This window comes from Candidatus Spongiihabitans sp. (assembly GCF_965247905.1).
Lineage (GTDB): Bacteria > Pseudomonadota > Gammaproteobacteria > Arenicellales > Poriferihabitantaceae > Spongiihabitans.
Genome location: NZ_OZ252047.1, coordinates 3,005,831 through 3,023,190 on the forward strand (window position 1 = coordinate 3,005,831; position 17,360 = coordinate 3,023,190).

General features: G+C 55.6%; 15 protein-coding genes, 1 other RNA gene, 1 pseudogene and 1 riboswitch. Of the genes and pseudogenes, 4 read left to right on the forward strand and 13 right to left on the reverse strand.

Annotation, left to right across the window (positions count from 1 at the left end; translation table 11 throughout):
• Window positions 1-6: 6 nt before the first annotated feature.
• Window positions 7-1,599, reverse strand: a complete 1,593-nt coding sequence (locus ACP158_RS15250) for an ABC transporter permease subunit (RefSeq protein ID WP_424946956.1) — start codon at window positions 1,597-1,599, stop codon at window positions 7-9.
• 48 nt (window positions 1,600-1,647) lie between these two features.
• Window positions 1,648-2,670, reverse strand: a complete 1,023-nt coding sequence (gene thiB, locus ACP158_RS15255) for a thiamine ABC transporter substrate binding subunit (protein WP_424946957.1) — start codon at window positions 2,668-2,670, stop codon at window positions 1,648-1,650.
• An 89-nt stretch (window positions 2,671-2,759) separates the two neighbouring features.
• Window positions 2,760-2,887, reverse strand: a riboswitch (TPP riboswitch).
• Window positions 2,888-3,086: 199 nt separating this feature from the next.
• Here thiB and ACP158_RS15260 point away from each other — a divergent pair.
• The gene (locus ACP158_RS15260) at window positions 3,087-3,842 is read left to right on the forward strand and encodes a glutamine amidotransferase (protein ID WP_424946958.1); all 756 of its coding nucleotides are present in this window, start codon (window positions 3,087-3,089) and stop codon (window positions 3,840-3,842) included.
• A gap of 18 nt (window positions 3,843-3,860) precedes the next feature.
• Here ACP158_RS15260 and ACP158_RS15265 read toward each other — a convergent pair whose 3' ends face one another.
• From ACP158_RS15265 to ACP158_RS15285, 5 genes are all read right to left on the reverse strand, one after another.
• Complete coding sequence (locus ACP158_RS15265) at window positions 3,861-5,636, reverse strand: SLC13 family permease (protein ID WP_424946959.1); 1,776 nt, start codon at window positions 5,634-5,636, stop codon at window positions 3,861-3,863.
• Between the two features lie 120 nt (window positions 5,637-5,756).
• Complete coding sequence (greA, locus tag ACP158_RS15270; protein WP_424946960.1) at window positions 5,757-6,236, reverse strand: transcription elongation factor GreA; 480 nt, start codon at window positions 6,234-6,236, stop codon at window positions 5,757-5,759.
• Window position 6,237: 1 nt separating this feature from the next.
• The gene (locus ACP158_RS15275; RefSeq protein WP_424946961.1) at window positions 6,238-6,453 is read right to left on the reverse strand and encodes a hypothetical protein; all 216 of its coding nucleotides are present in this window, start codon (window positions 6,451-6,453) and stop codon (window positions 6,238-6,240) included.
• Entirely contained in the window at window positions 6,450-8,414 is a 1,965-nt protein-coding gene (locus tag ACP158_RS15280) for an acetoacetate--CoA ligase (protein ID WP_424946962.1), read from the reverse strand. The genes ACP158_RS15275 and ACP158_RS15280 overlap by 4 nt, the downstream gene beginning before the upstream one ends.
• Window positions 8,411-8,776, reverse strand: coding sequence for a 2Fe-2S iron-sulfur cluster-binding protein (locus ACP158_RS15285; protein ID WP_424946963.1), 366 nt, complete (start codon window positions 8,774-8,776; stop codon window positions 8,411-8,413). The genes ACP158_RS15280 and ACP158_RS15285 overlap by 4 nt, the downstream gene beginning before the upstream one ends.
• A 175-nt stretch (window positions 8,777-8,951) precedes the next feature.
• Between ACP158_RS15285 and ACP158_RS15290 the strand changes: the two are divergent.
• From ACP158_RS15290 to rnpB, 3 genes and pseudogenes are all read left to right on the forward strand, one after another.
• A pseudogene (locus ACP158_RS15290) lies at window positions 8,952-9,032 on the forward strand (hypothetical protein); the annotation flags it as partial.
• Window positions 9,033-9,265: 233 nt separating this feature from the next.
• A complete protein-coding gene (locus ACP158_RS15295; RefSeq protein WP_424948494.1) occupies window positions 9,266-9,631 on the forward strand; it encodes a hypothetical protein in 366 nt (121 codons plus the stop codon).
• Window positions 9,632-9,985: 354 nt separating this feature from the next.
• An RNA gene (gene rnpB / locus ACP158_RS15300) (RNase P RNA component class A) lies at window positions 9,986-10,346 on the forward strand.
• 473 nt (window positions 10,347-10,819) lie between these two features.
• Here the strand turns inward: rnpB and ACP158_RS15305 are convergent.
• The 6 genes from ACP158_RS15305 to ACP158_RS15330 all read right to left on the reverse strand — a co-directional run bounded on the left by ACP158_RS15305 (window position 10,820) and on the right by ACP158_RS15330 (window position 17,351).
• Window positions 10,820-11,080 (reverse strand): RNA recognition motif domain-containing protein, encoded by a 261-nt coding sequence (locus ACP158_RS15305; RefSeq protein ID WP_424946964.1) that lies wholly within the window; start codon window positions 11,078-11,080, stop codon window positions 10,820-10,822.
• A gap of 155 nt (window positions 11,081-11,235) precedes the next feature.
• On the reverse strand, window positions 11,236-11,436 hold the full coding sequence (locus ACP158_RS15310) for a cold-shock protein (RefSeq protein WP_424946965.1): 201 nt from the start codon (window positions 11,434-11,436) through the stop codon (window positions 11,236-11,238).
• A 617-nt stretch (window positions 11,437-12,053) separates the two neighbouring features.
• On the reverse strand, window positions 12,054-12,968 hold the full coding sequence (locus ACP158_RS15315) for a CoB--CoM heterodisulfide reductase iron-sulfur subunit B family protein (RefSeq protein ID WP_424946966.1): 915 nt from the start codon (window positions 12,966-12,968) through the stop codon (window positions 12,054-12,056).
• A 53-nt stretch (window positions 12,969-13,021) separates the two neighbouring features.
• Window positions 13,022-13,633, reverse strand: coding sequence for a 4Fe-4S dicluster domain-containing protein (locus ACP158_RS15320; RefSeq protein WP_424946967.1), 612 nt, complete (start codon window positions 13,631-13,633; stop codon window positions 13,022-13,024).
• An 82-nt stretch (window positions 13,634-13,715) separates the two neighbouring features.
• Window positions 13,716-14,987 carry a DNA methyltransferase gene (locus ACP158_RS15325; RefSeq protein WP_424946968.1) on the reverse strand — a complete coding sequence of 424 codons (1,272 nt, stop codon included), beginning with the start codon at window positions 14,985-14,987 and terminating at the stop codon, window positions 13,716-13,718.
• 15 nt (window positions 14,988-15,002) lie between these two features.
• Complete coding sequence (locus ACP158_RS15330; RefSeq protein ID WP_424946969.1) at window positions 15,003-17,351, reverse strand: FAD-dependent oxidoreductase; 2,349 nt, start codon at window positions 17,349-17,351, stop codon at window positions 15,003-15,005.
• Between the last annotated feature and the right edge of the window lie 9 nt (window positions 17,352-17,360).

The following is a 17,360-nucleotide window of genomic DNA, read 5'->3' on the forward strand; positions in this document are numbered from 1 at the left end:
TGTCTTTCATTGATCGGTGGTTGCCGGGCGGGTTGTTTTCGCGGCGCCCAGCCATTCAATCGCCCAGAACAAGGCGAAGCACAAAGCGCACAGCAACACTGCCACCACGGCCGCCTGTTCCAGCCGGTAGTTGCCGATCAGGCGATACATCAACAGCGGCAGGGTGTGCAGGTCAGCGGTTCCAAACAGCGCAATCACCCCCATGTCGCCGGCCGACAGAGTGGTGGCGATCGCCAGGGCATAGGCAATCGGCTGGCGCAGCGTCGGCCAAAGAATATGTCGCCATTGGTGGAATCCGCTGATGCCCAGGCTGGCGCACAGTGGGTCATAACGGTTGCGCTGCACCTGCAGCACCGGCACCAAAATGCGAATGCCGAACGCCAGCGCGAGCAGGGCGTTGAGCGCGATGACCAGTAGCGGCCCCAGCGAAAGGGCATCGGTGAAGTGGCGGAAAAACAGGAACAATCCGGCGCCTAAGGTAATGGGCGGCACCAGCAAGGTCAGGAGGCCAACGATTTCCGCGCCCACCGCCCACACGGCAAGGCGCGCGCGCCGCAGCGTGACGATCGAGTTGGATACCGCCAGCGCAAGCAGGCAGGAAAGCAGGCCGGCGGCAAGCGCGATCAGCAAAGTCCAGCACACCGCATACCAAAAATCGACTTCGGCCAGAATCGACCAGCCGCCCGGCGACAGGGTTTTCATCAGCACCGCGGCCAATGGAGAGATCAGAAAAACCGAGGCCACGACGATGACCACGCAGTCCGTCAGCAGCGGCAGCCGGGCGCCGCTGTCCGGTCGGTGGATGCCGGGATAATCGCCCGCTCGTAGCGGAAACGGCGCCCCGCCGGCGAAAAACACCAGCGCCAGCGTGGTGCAGATGCCGATCTGAATCAGCGACAGCGCCACCGCCTTGGACAGATTGAAGTCAAAACGGATCGCCTGGTAGATGGCCACTTCCAGGGTGGTGGATTTCGGCCCGCCGCCGAGCGTGAGAACGATGGCGAAAGAGGTAAAACACAACAGAAAAACCATGCCGGCGGTGCCCGCAATCAAGCCGCGCAGCAACGGCCATTCGAGGTGCCGAAAAATATGTCGTGGTTTCATGCCGTACAGTCGGGCCAGGTTCCAACTGTGTTGCGGCAGGGCGAGCAAGCCGTTGAGAAAAATCCGGGTGGCCAGCGGCAGATTGAAAAACACATGGGCGATGAGGATGCCGACCAGGCCGTACAGGTAGTCGCGGCGGGCCAAGCCGAGCGCGGACAACAGCTGGTTGATCCAGCCATTGCGGCCGTGCACCGCGACTATGCCGAGGACCGCGACCATGGTGGGAATGATCAAGGAAATACTGCTGAGCCGGATGATCAGGCGACGCCCGAGGAAGCGGCCGCGTCGCGCCAACGCGCGCGCCAGCGGGATGGCAAGGGCGACGCTCAACAGCGTCGATAACGCCGCCTGCCACAAGGTGAAACGGATGATCGAGCGCGTGATTGGTTTATTCAGTTCGGCCAACAGTGCGAGTTGCCCGGCTTCGACCACCAGCCCGCCGATGGCGCACAGCACCAGCAACAGTATCCCCAGCACCGTGGCCAGCCCAATCACCGCGCCGCCGCCGCTAACTGCCCATAATAAGCGGGTCGCTAACGCGCCTTACTGGCTCAGCGCCTGACTGAATTCGTCAACCCATGCGGCCTTGTTTTCGGCGATGCGGCGCGGGTCAATCATCAGGCTTGCCGCCGGTTTCACCAGTTGGTCGAAGGCTGGCGGCAATCCCCCCGCGATGTTTTTAACCGGGTACATCCATTGGCCGGTAGGGATGACCGATTGAAAACCGTCGCTGAGGATGAAATCCATAAACTGCTGGGCCAGCGCCGGGTTGGGGGCGTTTTTGAGCTGCGCCGCCACCTCGATTTGCACGCCGTGGCCTTCGCTGAAGGCGGCCGCCCGGTATTGCTGTTGGCCTTGTGCAATCAGGTGGTAGGCGGGGGAGGTGGTGTAACTCAAAACCAGGTCCGCTTCGCCATCCAGAAACAGGCCATAGGCCTCCGACCAGCCCTTGGTGACGGTGAGGATTTTGCCGGACAGCTGGCGCCACACGGCGGCGGCGCCATCGCCGTAGAGCGCCTTAACCCACAACACCAGCCCCAGTCCCGGGGTCGAGCTGCGCGGGTCCTGGATCAGGATTTTCAACGAATCGCGCGCATCCACCAGTTGCTGGAAGCTGGTCGGCGGTTGGCTCAGCTTGTCACTGTTGTAAATGAAAGCGAAATAGCCGTAATCGAAAGGCAAAAAAGTTGGGTCGTCCCACGCAAACGGCAAATCCAGATTGGTGAGGAAGACGTTGTGCGGGCTGAGCAGCCCGGTTTTTTGCGCATCGACCATCAGGCCATTGTCGAGGCCAAGCACGACATCGGCGCGCGACTCGGCGCCTTCAAGCTGCACTCGGCTGAGGATGCCGGTGGAGCTGTCCACCGCCACATAATTCAATTCGCAATGGCATTGCGCTTCAAACGCTTGCTTTATTTTCGGGCCGGCGCCCCACTTCGCGGCAAAGGAATCATAGGTATAAACATTGAGAACCGGCCGCTCCCCGGCCAGGCATACATTGGCGGCAGCCGCCAAAAACACGGTTGCCGAAAACAAAGGCAGTAAAACAAGGATAAATTTGCGCATGGTTATTACCTCATTAAATTAGCGGAAAACTTAAAACCAGCGCGGAGAAGCGAGCCATGTTCCGGGAAAGTCTCGGATTTTTGGCCGGGTTTTGCGGTGGTCTCAATCCCTCCGCCAGTATTATCTGGATCAGGTTAGACGGGTTGCCCTGGAATATCTGTATGCCTGTACGGCATGACACCAGAGCCTCTCAGCATTTGCGCCCCGTTGAGACTTGTTACGCATGGATTATATCATGTTTGATATCATGTTTGATATCATGCTGCGGTGTCCCGGTCTAGTTTTGCCAGCGGGGTTGGTTTCGGCCCAACCGCCCGCTAAAATGGTTTAGCCTGGTCGGTCATCTAATCCCGCCATGCCCCATTGAACATGCGCCATCGAAACCGGCTACCGCACCGAGATACCCTGCCAGAAAAATGACCATCACTATGCCAGACAAGAAAAAACCTTTTCTGATTATTCAACTGCGGCCCGAGGATGAGACAGCGAACAGCGAATTTGAAGCGATTTTGCGATACGGCGGGCTTCGGCAAAATGAGGTAATCCGGGCTCGGGTTGAGCGCAACGGCCTGCCTGACCTTAGCCTGGATGACTACGCCGCCATCATCGTCGGCGGCAGCCCGCTTGATGTGAGCGCGCCCGAATATCAGAAAAGCGCAATACAGAAAAAGATTGAAGCGGACTTTATGAATTTGTTTGAAGGTGTGGTGGCAGCGGATTTCCCGTTTTTAGGTGCCTGCTCCGGCAGTGGATTGCTGGGCACATTTTGCGGAGCGAGTGTCTCGACAAGATACGCCGAGCCGGTTGGCGGAGCCGACATTACGCTCACTGCAGAAGGGGAAAAAGATCCTTTGCTGAGCGGATTCCCAACCACATTTCGCGTGCTGCTCGGACACAAGGAGGCCTGCGATGACATCCCGCCCGGCGCGATACTTTTAGCGCGCTCAGCGGCCTGTCCGGTGCAGATGTTCCGGGTGAAAAACAATATTTATGCCACCCAGTTCCATCCAGAGGGAGACTACGAGGGCTTTGCGGTGCGAATCAACGCATACAAACATCACGGCTATTTTCCGCCAGAGACTGCGGAACAGCTTATTGCCGTCATTAAGGATGAAGATACGCCGGTGCCAAAGCAGATGCTCAACCGATTCGTCAATCGATACCGGAACTAGCCATGATCAAGATTTCATTCACAACGGCCATACCCAAACGATCATCGGCACCGACACCGCAATGACAATGATCTCCAATGGCAAGCCCATGCGCCAGTAATCGCCAAATCCATAGCCGCCCGGCCCCATAATCAGGGTATTGTTTTTATGGCCAATGGGGGTCAAAAACGCGCACGAGGCGGCCACTGCCACCGCCATAAGAAAAGGATCGGCGCTGACGCCTAAGCGGTTGGCGATGTCGATGGCGATGGGCGCGGCGATGACCGTGGTGGCGGTGTTGTTGAGCGCATCGGACAGCGTCATGGTCACCACCATCAATAATATCAGCACAATCATCGCCCCATAACCCTCGGCCAGGCTAACAATGCTGTGGGCGATAAGCGCCGTGCCGCCTGAGGCCTCCAGCGCAGAACCAAGTGGAATCATGGCGCCAAGCAAGACGATGACCGGCCATTCGATGGAAGTATAGATTTCACGCACCGGGACGATGTTAAATCCAACCATAATGAGACACACGATCGCTAACGCGGCGGGCAAATGCAGTATGCCGACGCTGGCGGCGGCAATGGCAAGCGCGAAAGCGCCGACGGCAATTCCAGCTTTGTGGCGTTGTATCACTTGCAAATCCCGTTCCTGCAGGGGAAGTCCGCCTAACCAGACAGTAATATCCGCCAAGCGCTCGGCCGGGCCAAGCAGCAGCAGCACGTCGCCAGCCTGAATAGTCAATTTTCGAACCCGATCGCGAAACGATTTGCCCTGACGCGACACGCCCAGCAAGGTCACGCCATGGCGATACAGCAAGCGCACGTCCAGCGCCGTGCGCCCTTCGATTCTCGCGCCTTCGGGAATGACCATTTCAATCAGCGCCAGATCTTCGCCGATCAAGGAATCGTGTTTTTCCGCGCCGACATACTCCAGATGATGCGCGCCGACGAACGCGTCGATATTGGCGGCGTTGGCTTGTATTACCAGCAAGTCGCCGCGCTTAATCGTCTCGCGCCGCGCATGGCCCGGGAAGCGCTGGCCGCGGCGCACCAAGCCGATGATGACGACATCGGCCTCTTCGCCGGCCGCGTCCAGATCGCGCACTTTTTTGCCGATGACCGATGACTTTGCCGCCACCTTGACCTCAGCGATATAAGCCTGGATTTGGAACAACTCCCGGGCCGCGCCCTGGTCGCTGGTCACATTGGGAATCAGGCGCCAGCCGACCAGCGTCACAAACAAAACGCCCGCGCCCGCGGCGACCACCCCCACCGGCGAGAAATCGAACATGCCGAATGGCGCGCCAAATGCCTGCTCGCGAAAACTGGCGATGATGATATTCGGCGGCGTGCCGATCAGCGTGATTAAGCCGCCGAGGATGGAGGCGAAGGACAACGGCATCAGGGTCAGCGCGGGGCTGCGCTTGGCCTTTGCCGCGGCTTGCATGTCGATCGGCATGAGCAGCGCCAGCGCCGCGACATTGTTCATAATCGCCGACATGCCCGCGGCCAGCGCGGACATGATGCTGATATGAAGAAACAATGAGCGACCGGCATCGACTACATGCTTGGCGATCAGTTCAATGGCGCCGGAATTGGACAGGCCGCGACTGACGATCAACACCAGCGCGACGATGATGGTGGCGTGATGGGCGAAGCCGTCAAACGCGTTTTCCTGCGGCACCACGCCGATGACGACCGCGGCAATCAATGCGCCAAAAGCAATCAGGTCATAGCGTATCTTGCCCCAAATCAACAGGGCAAATACGACGCCCAGCAATGAAAACAGCATCATCTGGTCAGACATCATGCCACTCTAATAATGGGCTAATAATGGGCTAATAATGAACCAATAAAATGAACCAACAAATTCAGGCCTGCGCACCGGCAGCGATTTGTTATATCGAGACGCCATGAAGTCTATGGAACGCTATTTATAGGCGACTTTGAGAATTTCGTAAACTCGTTTTCCGCGCGGCGCGGCGACTTCGACTTGATCGTCAACATGTTTTCCAATTAACGCCTTTCCGATTGGAGAACTTATGGATATGCGCCCTTTGTTAAGATCGGCTTCCAGATTACCGACCAATTGATAATGCACAGTGCTATCCTGCTCGGTGTCGTATAAATTCACATAGGCGCCGAACACAACCTTTCCATCCTGGGCAATTTTGAGCGGGTTGATGATTTCCGCTATGGACAGGCTGGATTCCAACTCGGCGATGCGCCCTTCGATAAAACCCTGTTGTTCTTTGGCGGCATCGTACTCCGCATTCTCCGACAAATCGCCGTGCGATCTTGCTTCCGCGATAGCGGCGATCACATTCGGGCGATCGACGCTTTTCAATTTGGCCAACTCGGCGCGCAATTCCTCGGCGCCATTGCGGGTCAATACTACTCTGTCGTTCATTTCAAAAGCTTATGGATTTCTGCCGTGACACTTTAACGGGGCGCGCTAACATAATGTTCAAGTCTTTCAGCGCTGCCAATTCCATGGCACTATACCCCAAAACATCACTAAGCACATCTTTGCAGCGCCATGAATGGGCGGCGCTGACGACAACCACTTCGTTTTTATTCAATGAAAACGCCTCTGGTTTTTGGGTGAAAATAATGACCGCGTTCATTCTTCCTGCAACGCCGGCAGGTCGCGAAAATGTTCTAGGGCTTCAGGGTTCGCCAATGCCTGAGTATTTTTTACCTCATCGCCATGCACCATATCGCGCACCGCCAACTCCACAATCTTGCCGCTCAAGGTTCTTGGAATATCGGCCACCGCGATAATTTTTTTCGGCACATGGCGGCGCGTGGTGTGGTCTTGAATGGTGTGACGAATCTTCGCTTTTAATGCTTCGGTCAATGTTATCTTATCGCGCAACAGCACGAACAACACAACTCGGACATCGCCATCCCATTGCTGAGCGATACATAAACTCTCCAGCACTTCATCGACTTTCTCGACCTGGCGATAAATTTCCGCGGTGCCGATGCGCACGCCGCCGGGGTTGAGGACGGCGTCCGAGCGGCCGTGGATGATGATGCCGTCGTGGTCGGTGATTTCGGCGTAATCGCCCTGCGCCCAAACATGCTCAAAGCGCGCGAAATAAGCGGCATGATAGCGTTGATTATCCGCTTCATTCCAAAACCCCAAAGGCATGCTCGGAAAGGGTTTCGTGCAAACCAACTCCCCGCGCCTGCCGCGCACCGGCTTGCCGTCTTCATACACCTCCACCGCCATGCCCAATCCACGGCATTGAATCTCGCCGCGATACACCGGGCGCACCGGACAGCCGAGCACGAAGCACGAGACGATGTCGGTGCCGCCGGATATTGATGACAACATTAAATCGCGTTTAACTTGGCTATAAACATAGTCAAAACTCTCGGGCGCGAGCGGCGAGCCGGTCGACAGAATGGCGCGTAAGGTCGGCAGTTTTGAGCGCGCTTTCGGTCTGAGTTGGTGTTTTGCGCAAGCCGCGATAAAGCGGGCGCTAGTGCCAAACACCGTGATGCCGGCTTGGTCGATCAAATCCCACATGCTGTTTTTGCTCGGATAAAACGGCGAGCCATCGTAGAGCACTATGGTGCATCCGCTGGCGAGTCCGCTAACCAGCCAATTCCACATCATCCAGCCGCAGGTGGTGAAGTAAAACAATTTGTCATCGCGCTTGATATCGGTATGGAGTTGATGTTCTTTTAAATGCTGTAATAACGTCCCCCCGGCAGAGTGCACAATGCACTTCGGCTGGCCGGTGGTGCCCGATGAATACAATATGTACAAGGGGTGATCAAACGGCAACTGGGCGAAATCAATCTCTGTCTGGTCGGTTTCAAAGTCGTCGTACAGCATCGCATTGCGAATGTCGCTGGCGCGGAGATTAACCCGCCGCGATGAATGCAAAAACGGCACGATAATGACCTTGTCTATACTGGGTATTTTTTCCGCCACCGACTTGACCGCGTCCAGCACTTCAATGCTTTTGCCGTTATAGCGATAGCCGTCCACGGCGAATAATACTTTGGGCTGAATTTGGGCGAGTCGCTGCGACACTTCCGCCGCCCCAAAGTCCGGCGAGCAGGACGACCAAATCGCGCCGATGCTTGCGCTCGCCAGCAAGGCAATGACCGCTTCTGGCGTGTTCGCCATATAACCGGCGACACGATCGCCTTGCGCCACGCCTAAGGATTTTAATAACGCGGCGCATCGAGCCACTTCGCGATATAACTCGCGGTATGTGATTTCGCGCTGCGCTGCGTCGTGCTCGCCGTGAAAAATAATCGCGACCTTGTCATCGCGGTAGCGCAGCAGGTTTTCCGCGAAGTTCAGCCGCGCGCCGCTGAACCATTTTGCCCCCGGCATGGCCTCGGGCTGGATCAGCACGGCGTCCCAGTGCCGGCTGCTGATGACGCCCGAAAACGCCCACACCGCAGCCCAAAACTGCGCGCTGGATGCCACGCTCCATTGGTAAAGAGAATCATAGTCTGTTACCGATGTATTGGTTTTTGACACCGAATCCATGAAGGCGGTGAGGTTGCTGTTCGCAACGGATTGCGGCGACGGCCGCCACAAAGGCGCTGGCTTGCTCAACTTGGCTCCGGTTTTGGTTTTGGTTCTGGTTCTGAGTCGGCGCCATACTGCGATTGCGGCACATGCACAATCAATCCATCCATTTCGTCCGTGATTTTAATTTGGCAACTCAATCGGCTCAAATCATCCACCCCATCCGCAAATTCCAGCGTCTCGCGTTCGTCATCCTTCATCTTGGGCAACTTCGCCGCCCACCGCGGATCGATATGCACATGACAAGTCGCGCAGCGACATTGACCGCCGCACTCCGCCAGTATGCCTGGCAGTTCATTTCTTTTGGCAAGATACATAACCGGCGTGCCGATTTCTCCGTCAATGGCATGTTCCGCGCCGTCAGCAAGCATGAAGTTAATGGTGGGCATAGGCCTTGAGTTTAGCGTAATCACGCCACCCGGTGGTGTATAAGCTCAGATACCTTTGGCACTCTGATGCAGAAGGAGAGCCATGCAAATCCAGCATGTCGGATACCGAACAAAGGCTTTTACCGGGCAGCCGCTTTAGGGCATCCCACGTTTTCACGAGGGCATGCTTTGGGAGATGACTTCCAAAAATGCTCAAGAGCGTCTCAAAATCCTCGGTTTCTTCGCGGATCATGGCGAAGCGGCGACCGGTGATGCCTTCGGCCTCAGTCGCAGAACCCTTTATCGCTGGAAACAGGCCCTGCGCCAGGCCGGCGGCAACCCGGCGGCCCTGACTGCCAAACCCTGCGCGCCCAGGCACCGGCGACAACCGCAGGCGCCCCCGGCGCTGATCAAGGCAAGGCGCGCGCTCTGCTCGGACATAGCGGTGATGCCGAGGAATGGGGCATCTGCGGCGCCATCCGACTCGCCGCCGGCGCCGATGGGCAGGGCTTGTCATTCAGCCTCAGCCCCGGCTATGGCGACTCCGCCAGCGATATGCAACGCATGTGGCAGGACGGCTTGCGCGATGCCGATGACGACAACGCCGCCACCGCCCATGACTACGCCATGCGCCTGGACGCACGCCTCGGCTACGGCATGACCGGCACCAAAGCGCCATCGTGGCTCGGCGGACAGCCCACATTGCTGACCCCCTACACCGAGATGACATTAACCGACGCCAGCAACCGCTACCGCTTAGGCCTGCAATGGCAACTCGGCAAGCGTCTCGGCCTTGATCTTACCGGCGAACACACCGAAACCGACAGCAGCACCCCAACCGACTCCATCCTGCTCAAAGGCGAGTTGCGGTTTTAAGCAAGGCGCGGCCCGGAAGTGAGGCTTCAGCCTCGCTAGGCCCATTGCAAATGGCGGGACTAAAGTCCCGCGTCCGACCGGAAGTAGGGACAGGTCGCGACCTGTCCCTACGTTGAGTCGCAACGGCGGCAGCAGTGGCGGAGGTCGTCATTGCGAGGAGCAACGCGATGTTGCGTTATCGTAATCCCCCGACCCTCCCTTATTATGGGGGCTTCATTTGCCCGCCGCCGACCCGCCCCGTCATTATCGGGCTTGACCCGATAATCCAGTGAAACACCCAGCGGCGCAAGCCGCTGACCTTTCCAAAGGTGGTGGACCTTGTTTTAGGCACATTAATCGGTTACTATCGGCGCGGGAGTCGGCCAGACAGTTGCTTCGTCCCGCTTTGATAATCCTAATCACAGGGACGGGGAGGAAAGTCCGGGCTCCATTGGGCTAAGGTGCCAGGTAACGCCTGGGCGGCGCGAGCCGACGGCAAGTGCCACAGAAAATATACCGCCTCGCTTGCGGGGTAAGGGTGAAATGGTGCGGTAAGAGCGCACCGCGCTATTGGCAACAATAGCGGCTGGGTAAACCCCACCTGGAGCAAGACCGAATAGAGATCCGTTGGCGCGCCCTCGCCGGATCCGGGTAGGTCGCTAGAGGCATTCGGCGACGAATACCGCAGATGAATAACTGTCCTCGACAGAACCCGGCTTATCGGCCGACTCCCGCTTGCCGTTATGCCAACGTTAGCGGCACTCTTATTTTTGTCGAAAACCTTTATTGTCAAGGCTAGGCTGCACCCTCTTGCATAAGCAAGTCCTGGGTTTGAAATCCGCCCAAATAATGCCCTGCGTCAGCCCCGCAATAGTGCCATTGCGGCCACCCGCAACCGTAATGCATTTGCAGCGCATGGGCTGTTTTCATCAGACCAGATTGAGTTTTATGCGGGCGTTGTTACGCGACCTAAAAAATCAGGGATAGCGATTCGAGCAAACAACATGGGCTGTTGATGATAAAGGCACAGGCGTTGCGCCAAGTCGTTCATCAACGCCGCACACGCTCCAACCCGCACCTATTCGCTAATAGGTTATGCCAATAATCTGTCCTGCATAGACTTCGGTATTCCGCGACAGCAGCGATCTCCAAAGCGCGCTTACTGCATCTTGATTTACCGCATCTTGATTGCCGCAGCCGGATTAAATGCTATCGACGTCCGCGTTTTGGTCTGGGCGTTTCGAAGTTCACCTTGATGGATTTGCCGTTAAAATCCCTGCCATTCAGGCCGGCAATAGCGGCGCGCGCTTCATGGCCTTCCATTTCGATAAAACCAAAACCCTTGCATTCGCCTGAAAAAACGTCCATCACAAGTTTGCAGGAACGCACAGTGCCAAATTCTGAAAATAGGGTCTGTAGATCGTTTTCTTTGGTGCTGGCGGCTAAATTGCCAATAAATAATTTTTTCAATGCGGTTCCTCTGTTACGGTATGGACGCTGTTGTCTCTATAATAGTCTCTCAAAAAAGAACCTCGCCGCGGCGAGGTTCACGGTCGGCCTGGCAAACGGGATCATGCCCATTGAGAGCATGCCCATAATGAGCGCGGGTGCAAATGAGATTAGGCCTAGGCGGTAACACTGGTTGCCTGCAGGCCTTTTGGGCCGTCCTCTATCTCAAATGTCACTTTTTGACCTTCGCGCAAGGTTTTAAAACCTGTGCCGTTGATTGCGCGGAAATGAACGAACACATCGGGTCCGCCATCGTCTTGTGAAATAAAACCAAAACCCTTGGCTTCATTAAACCACTTTACAGTACCTGTAGTCATAAAACTTTACCTGAATTAAATTTAAAAAAAGAATGCGTACAGCTGATGAAACAGGGAATTTAGTGGGGTAACACGGAGGGAACAACCAAAAACTGCCAATAACAAAATCTGTCGCCATATACACCCTACTATAAGACAATTTATCCGAGTTTACCAGAAATATAATAAAAATTGTTACGAGTACATTATCTGTCTATTAATTAACGCGCAACCTGTCCGGTTTGCTGCGCGTCTATTTGGGCGCACGGCTGAGCCGGGCGGCGTTTCACGTGCGGCTGAAGCGGATGAAACTTGAACAAGCGCATGCAGGCTGCCAAGGCAACCGACTGACGCGGAGCGAGGCTGCCATACGGCTCAGGGGATATTAATTCCGGAGGGCGAAGAAAACAGGCAGGTGGTGTGCCGCCGCTGCGCAAAATTCCCGCCGGTGATTCCGTTGCGGACTGCGTCCTGCGCGCCATCGCCGACGTTACTGAAAGCGGACAGACTATGTGTCAATTATCCGGACAGTTCTATTTGCTCCTGACACTCTTTTATTTTGTGCGTTTGATAGCCGGTAGCGAATTCAAAAACGCCACAACCGAGAAGCACCGCCGCGGTTTTACTTGGCTCGGGTTTTACTTGGCTTCCGCGATCGCTTCTAATTTTTTGGAACGAATAATCTGTCCATTCAGCCCGGCTTCCTTGGCGCTGCCGCCGTAGGCGACGGTCATCAACTGACTGTAGTACACCACTGGCATATTAAAATTTTTGTTATAGGTTTTGTTGATCTGTTCCTGATAAACCTCTACGTTCATTTGGCATACCGGGCACGGGGTAACGATCATGTCGGCATTGTGGTCGTAGGCTGATTCAACGATTTCCTTGATTTGCGCCTGACTTTTTTGCGGCTCGGAGAAGGCCAGAGCGCCGCCGCAACAAGTCACTTTTTGTTCATATTTATCGGCCGGTTGCGCGCCCATGACTTCCACCATCTTGTCCAGGTATTTTGGATTTTCAAAAGACTCGCCGTCGATGCCAAACGGGCGGTTGGTCTGGCAACCAACGTAACCGGCTATTTTTAATCCTTCCAACGGTTTCTTGACCGGCGCCGCGAGCTCATCGTAGCCAAGATCCTCGATCAATACTTCCACCATGTGACGCACGCCGCTGGCGGTTTTTTCATCGATATCGATTTTCAAGCCAACATCCGCCAAGATGCTTTGTGTGTCGGCCAGCAGTTGCTCGGACTTTGACAGCCGTTCGACCGATTCTTTGGCGCCGATCCAGCAGGCTGCGCAGGTGGCGACAATATCCTGCCCGGCGTTGTGCTTCTGAGACAAAGCGATGTTTCTGGCATTCATCACATGGCGCGGCAGCTCGCCGCCGTCGGCATAGCCGATGGAGGCGCCGCAGCAGTTCCAGTCCGGGATTTCATTGAGTTTAATGTCCAGCGTTTTGCACATTGATTGCACCGACACCATATAGTTGGATGCCGATGCGTTGCGCTCAGAGGAGCAACCTGGATAAAACGAGTATTCTTTTCTAGCCATAATTTAAAGCCATTGGTTGTGATGATTCAAATATGTGATGTCAACTCGTGATGTCAACTGAACCCCTTGCGTTTGTCCTCGATTTCATACGCCTTCTGCAGCATCTGTTGCAACTGTTTTTTTTGCTTGATTCCGCCGGCCCTGAAAAATCCCATCGGGTTGAGTCGGCGGGTTTTTAACATGCCGAGACCCACTTTTCGCATGCTAAACGCGGTTTTAATACCGCTCACCAAACCGTTCATAAAATACAATTTTATGGAAAGTCTGGATTCATTGACTCGGCCGGTGGCAGCGATGTTGTCCCAAAACAATTTGGCGAAGCGTTTGGTCGGATTCATTTTCGGCGCGAGGCCGAGTCGGTTGGCGTAGTTCGCCAAGCCGTGCATAATGTGCATGATCGGCAGCTCGCTCGGACAACGCACCACACAGCTGTAACAGGAAGTGCACATCCACATCGACTCGCTGCGCAGCACCTCATCGCGCTGCCCGGCGCGAATCATCATAAACAATTCCTGCGGCGGATGCTCCCACGCCTCCCCCAGCGGACACGAGCCAGAGCAAACCCCGCATTGTATGCACATCTTCACCCAATCCCCGTCCTCCACATTGGCTTCCACCTCGCGCAGGAAGTTGTTGCGGTATTTTTCCACGGGTGATGTGTTCACGGGATTCGCCTCACTGCTGGATGGCATACGCGCGAACGCCGAACTGATCGCCGTCTTCATCGGGTTTCATTTTTGATCTCTCTCATTTGATCTCTCTCAGTCGCGCCTTCAGGTATTCCATGGTGCGGTCGCCCTTGATGCGGTTGCAGTTGCCGCACAGCAGTTGGAAGTTCTCCATTATACCGGGACCGCCTTTGGAAGTGGGAACAATGTGATCGCGCTCGAAGTTCTGAATTTGAAAATGCAAGCCGCAGCCGTTGCATATCCCGGCTTGGTTGCCGTATAACATTTTGCGGATCGCGGCATCGGAGCGCGTGATGCGCGGGATGTCGGTGCGGTGCGGGATGTCGGTGCGGTGGACGACTTCGCCTGTGAACACCTTGCCGGCGCCGAGCACTTCCTTGCCGAGCCGCATCTTCACCAACTCCAACGCCTTCGGGCTGATGTCAATGCCGATCCACTTGCGGTGCAAAACTTCGGCCGCAACGCAGGTCGTGGCGCAGCCGCAAAACGGGTCGAGCACGGTGTCGCCCTCGTTGCTGCTCGCCTTGATGATGCGGTCCATCAACGCCAGCGGCTTCTGAGTGGGATAGCCCATGCGCTCGTTTTTTCTCGAATAATCGATGATGACCCAGTCGCGCGGCGGTATTTTTTCCGGCACATACTGGCGATAGGTTTCATCGCTCTTGTCCTTGCTGAGCGGGGCAAATCCACCACCGTCTTTATAGCGTAAAACAAACGCGCGCCCTGCGTCATCAACATGACGAGACATCGCCTGGCGCGACGATTCCGACAACGGCGCTCCAATCGCTTCCCAGTTAAATACAAAATTTTTGCTTTTGGAATAATACAAAATCACATCGTGTTTTTTGTTGTATTGTTTTTTTGACAACTCCCTGCCTTGATAACACCAAATAACCTCATTACGAAAACATCGCTTGCCAAAGATCGCGTCCATCAGCAACTTCAAACTATGGCTCATGGTCGGGTCGACATGCAGGTAGATGCTGCCGCTGTCTTTCATAATGCGGTGCAACTCCCAAATGCGAATCGCCATGTAAATCAGATACGACTTGTCGCCCACGCCGCCGACCGCGCCGGCCGCGTGGATGATCGCGTATAACTTCGGCTGATGCGATTTCAACGCGGCGTGCCACGCCTCGTCCTCGTCCGAAAGCGTCCACGCATCCTTGAACGACGCGCCTGCGGCCAGGCTGCCGACCGGCGCGGAATAATGCTTGTTGGAGTTGAACGGCGGGTCGAGATAGACCAAGTCCGCGCTATCTGAGTTGAAGCCGCGCAAGATCGGCAGGTTGTCGCCGGTGAACAGCGCGCGATTGGGAATTTGTTGCATGTCTAAAACTCCCGCCTAAAATCCCTTGAACGGATTCATGCCGATTTCGTCGATTTTGGCGGCATAATCGTTAATCAATTTGGGCACGCGCTCAATATCGGTAATTTCGACTTCATAAGTCTGAACCCGTTCCGGCTCCAGTTGCAATTGACTCAGGGTGTCGTCAATCTTGCTCATGCGTTCATGCGCCAATTCAGAGCCGCTGACAAAATGGCACTGGTAGTCGTCGCCCTTTTTGCAGCCCATCATCATGATGCCGTCAAAGCCGGCGCTGAGCGCGTCGGTGACCCAAATCAAGTTCACCGAGCCTAAGCAACGAACCGGGATAATACGCACAAAGGCACTGTATTCAATGCGGTTGTGCGCGGCCATGTCGAGCGCCGGATAGGCATCGTTCTCGCAGGCGAGGATTAAGATGCGCGGCTTCTCATCGAACTCGTCCGGCATATCGATAGCCTTGATTTGCTGGCCTACGGTATCCACCGAGTAATTTTCGAAGGAAATGACCCGCACCGGACACGCGCCCATGCAGGTGCCGCAGCGCCGACATCTCGATTCGTTAAATACCGGGTAACCGTCCGCGTCTTCGTCGATGGCGCCGAACGGACATTCCACGGTGCAGCGTTTGCACTGGGTGCAGCCGTCCTTGCGAAAACTCGGGTAGGATAAATCCCCCGAGCGCGGATGCGCGGCACGACCCATCGCCGCGCCTTCGACCGCCTGAATCGCTTTCATTGCCGCGCCGGTGGCATCTTCGATGGATTGCGCGATGTCCATCGGTCGGCGCACCGGGCCACAAGTGTAGATTCCGGTGCGGCGGGTTTCGTAGGGGAAACAAATAAAATGGGAATCGCTAAACCCGTGCTTTAAATGCGGCAGGTCGGGGCCCTGTCGATAGTCCAGATTCAAAATCGATTCCACCGAAACCCTGACTTCGCCGGGTTTTGCATTTTCGGCATCATCGCTCTCCGCATCACCATCACCCTGCGCAATATCCACGCCCGAGTTCGGCACCTGCCCGGTTGCCAATACCACAAGGTCTGCGTGAGTAATGGCATCCTGATCGAGAATATGATCATGAAAATTGACTGCCAATTGATCACCAGCGGCCTCAACTTTAGTAACTTCAATTTTATTAACAGAACCGTTGGTGAACACCACGCCTTTTAACTGTGCCGAGCGATAAAAATCTTCGCCGTTGCCGGGCGTCCGCAGATCGGTATAAATCACGTTGGTATCAATGCCGGGGTTTTGATCCTTGAAATACATTGCTTGTTTAATGCTGACGTTGCAACAATATCCCGAGCAATAAGGCAGATGTCCCGGCTTATCGGAACGCTGTCCGGCGCATTGCACGAACACCACGCTTTCGATTTGCTTGCCATCGGACGGTCGAGCAATGCCGCCCTTGCCATTCGGGCCATTCGGGCCATTCGCGCTTTTTGCCAAGGCTTCCAGTTCCGTTTGATCGACCACATCCGGGGTTTTGCCGTAGCCAAATTCGGGAAGTTGGTTGGCATCGTAACGAGTGAAGCCACTGGCCTGAACCAGCGCGCCGACGTTTTCGGTCGTCGTTACACCGCTTTCAGTGGTGATGTCTATTGAAAATTGCCCCGGCGCACCGCTGGTTTTGGTCAGCGTGGCATTCAAAAATACCATGATGTTGGCGGAAACTTCGATTTGATGGACTAATTCATCGATGTTGTTATCTTGAGGATGGGCATAAGGCTCTTTGACGGGAAGCCGCTGATGAAAAGTTTTAGTCCAGCCTCCCAGTTGCGCGGTTTTTTCGACCAATAAAACGTCATAGCCTGCTTTTGCAGTTTCCAGGGCCGCGGTTATGCCGCTGATGCCGCCGCCAACGACCAGAATTCGCTTATTTACGCCGCGTTCCGCGCTGGCTTGCGGCGGCTGCATGAATTTCGCTTCGGCGCAGGCCATACGCACGTAGTCGTCCGCCATATCCTGAGTTAATTGCCGCGCATCATCGTCATGCGGCTGCGTCCAGATCACGCCTTCGCGCAAATTCGCCCGCGCCACTGCCACGCCCGCGCCATGAGCGGCTTCGGCGACATCGTCCGCCGCTCCTGCGCGTCCTGCGCCCGCGGCATACATGCCGTCCGTGGCAATAAAGTTAAACGCCTCGGTCTTGGAGCGTCGAGAACAGGCGCCAATGACAACGTGGGTAACCCCTTCATTGTCAATGTCGTTGCGGATAGTGGCTATGCCATCGCTGTTGCATAAATAATCGTGGGATTTACAAATGTCCACACCGCCCTCAGACTGAGCGATATTAACCAACCGCTCGGTGTCCAACCGTTCACCCAGCCCGCACCCTTTGCACATATAAGCCGCTACTTTCATTTGATTAGC

Coding starts and splice junctions, on each gene's coding strand:
- ACP158_RS15285 (WP_424946963.1), bottom strand. CDS start 8,776: ATGCCCACCATTAACTTCATGCTTGCTGACGGCGCGGAACATGCCATT.
- ACP158_RS15315 (WP_424946966.1), bottom strand. CDS start 12,968: ATGGCTAGAAAAGAATACTCGTTTTATCCAGGTTGCTCCTCTGAGCGC.
- ACP158_RS15260 (WP_424946958.1), top strand. CDS start 3,087: ATGACCATCACTATGCCAGACAAGAAAAAACCTTTTCTGATTATTCAA.
- greA (WP_424946960.1), bottom strand. CDS start 6,236: ATGAACGACAGAGTAGTATTGACCCGCAATGGCGCCGAGGAATTGCGC.
- ACP158_RS15330 (WP_424946969.1), bottom strand. CDS start 17,351: ATGAAAGTAGCGGCTTATATGTGCAAAGGGTGCGGGCTGGGTGAACGG.
- ACP158_RS15265 (WP_424946959.1), bottom strand. CDS start 5,636: ATGATGTCTGACCAGATGATGCTGTTTTCATTGCTGGGCGTCGTATTT.
- ACP158_RS15325 (WP_424946968.1), bottom strand. CDS start 14,987: ATGCAACAAATTCCCAATCGCGCGCTGTTCACCGGCGACAACCTGCCG.
- ACP158_RS15310 (WP_424946965.1), bottom strand. CDS start 11,436: ATGACTACAGGTACTGTAAAGTGGTTTAATGAAGCCAAGGGTTTTGGT.
- ACP158_RS15275 (WP_424946961.1), bottom strand. CDS start 6,453: ATGAACGCGGTCATTATTTTCACCCAAAAACCAGAGGCGTTTTCATTG.
- thiB (WP_424946957.1), bottom strand. CDS start 2,670: ATGCGCAAATTTATCCTTGTTTTACTGCCTTTGTTTTCGGCAACCGTG.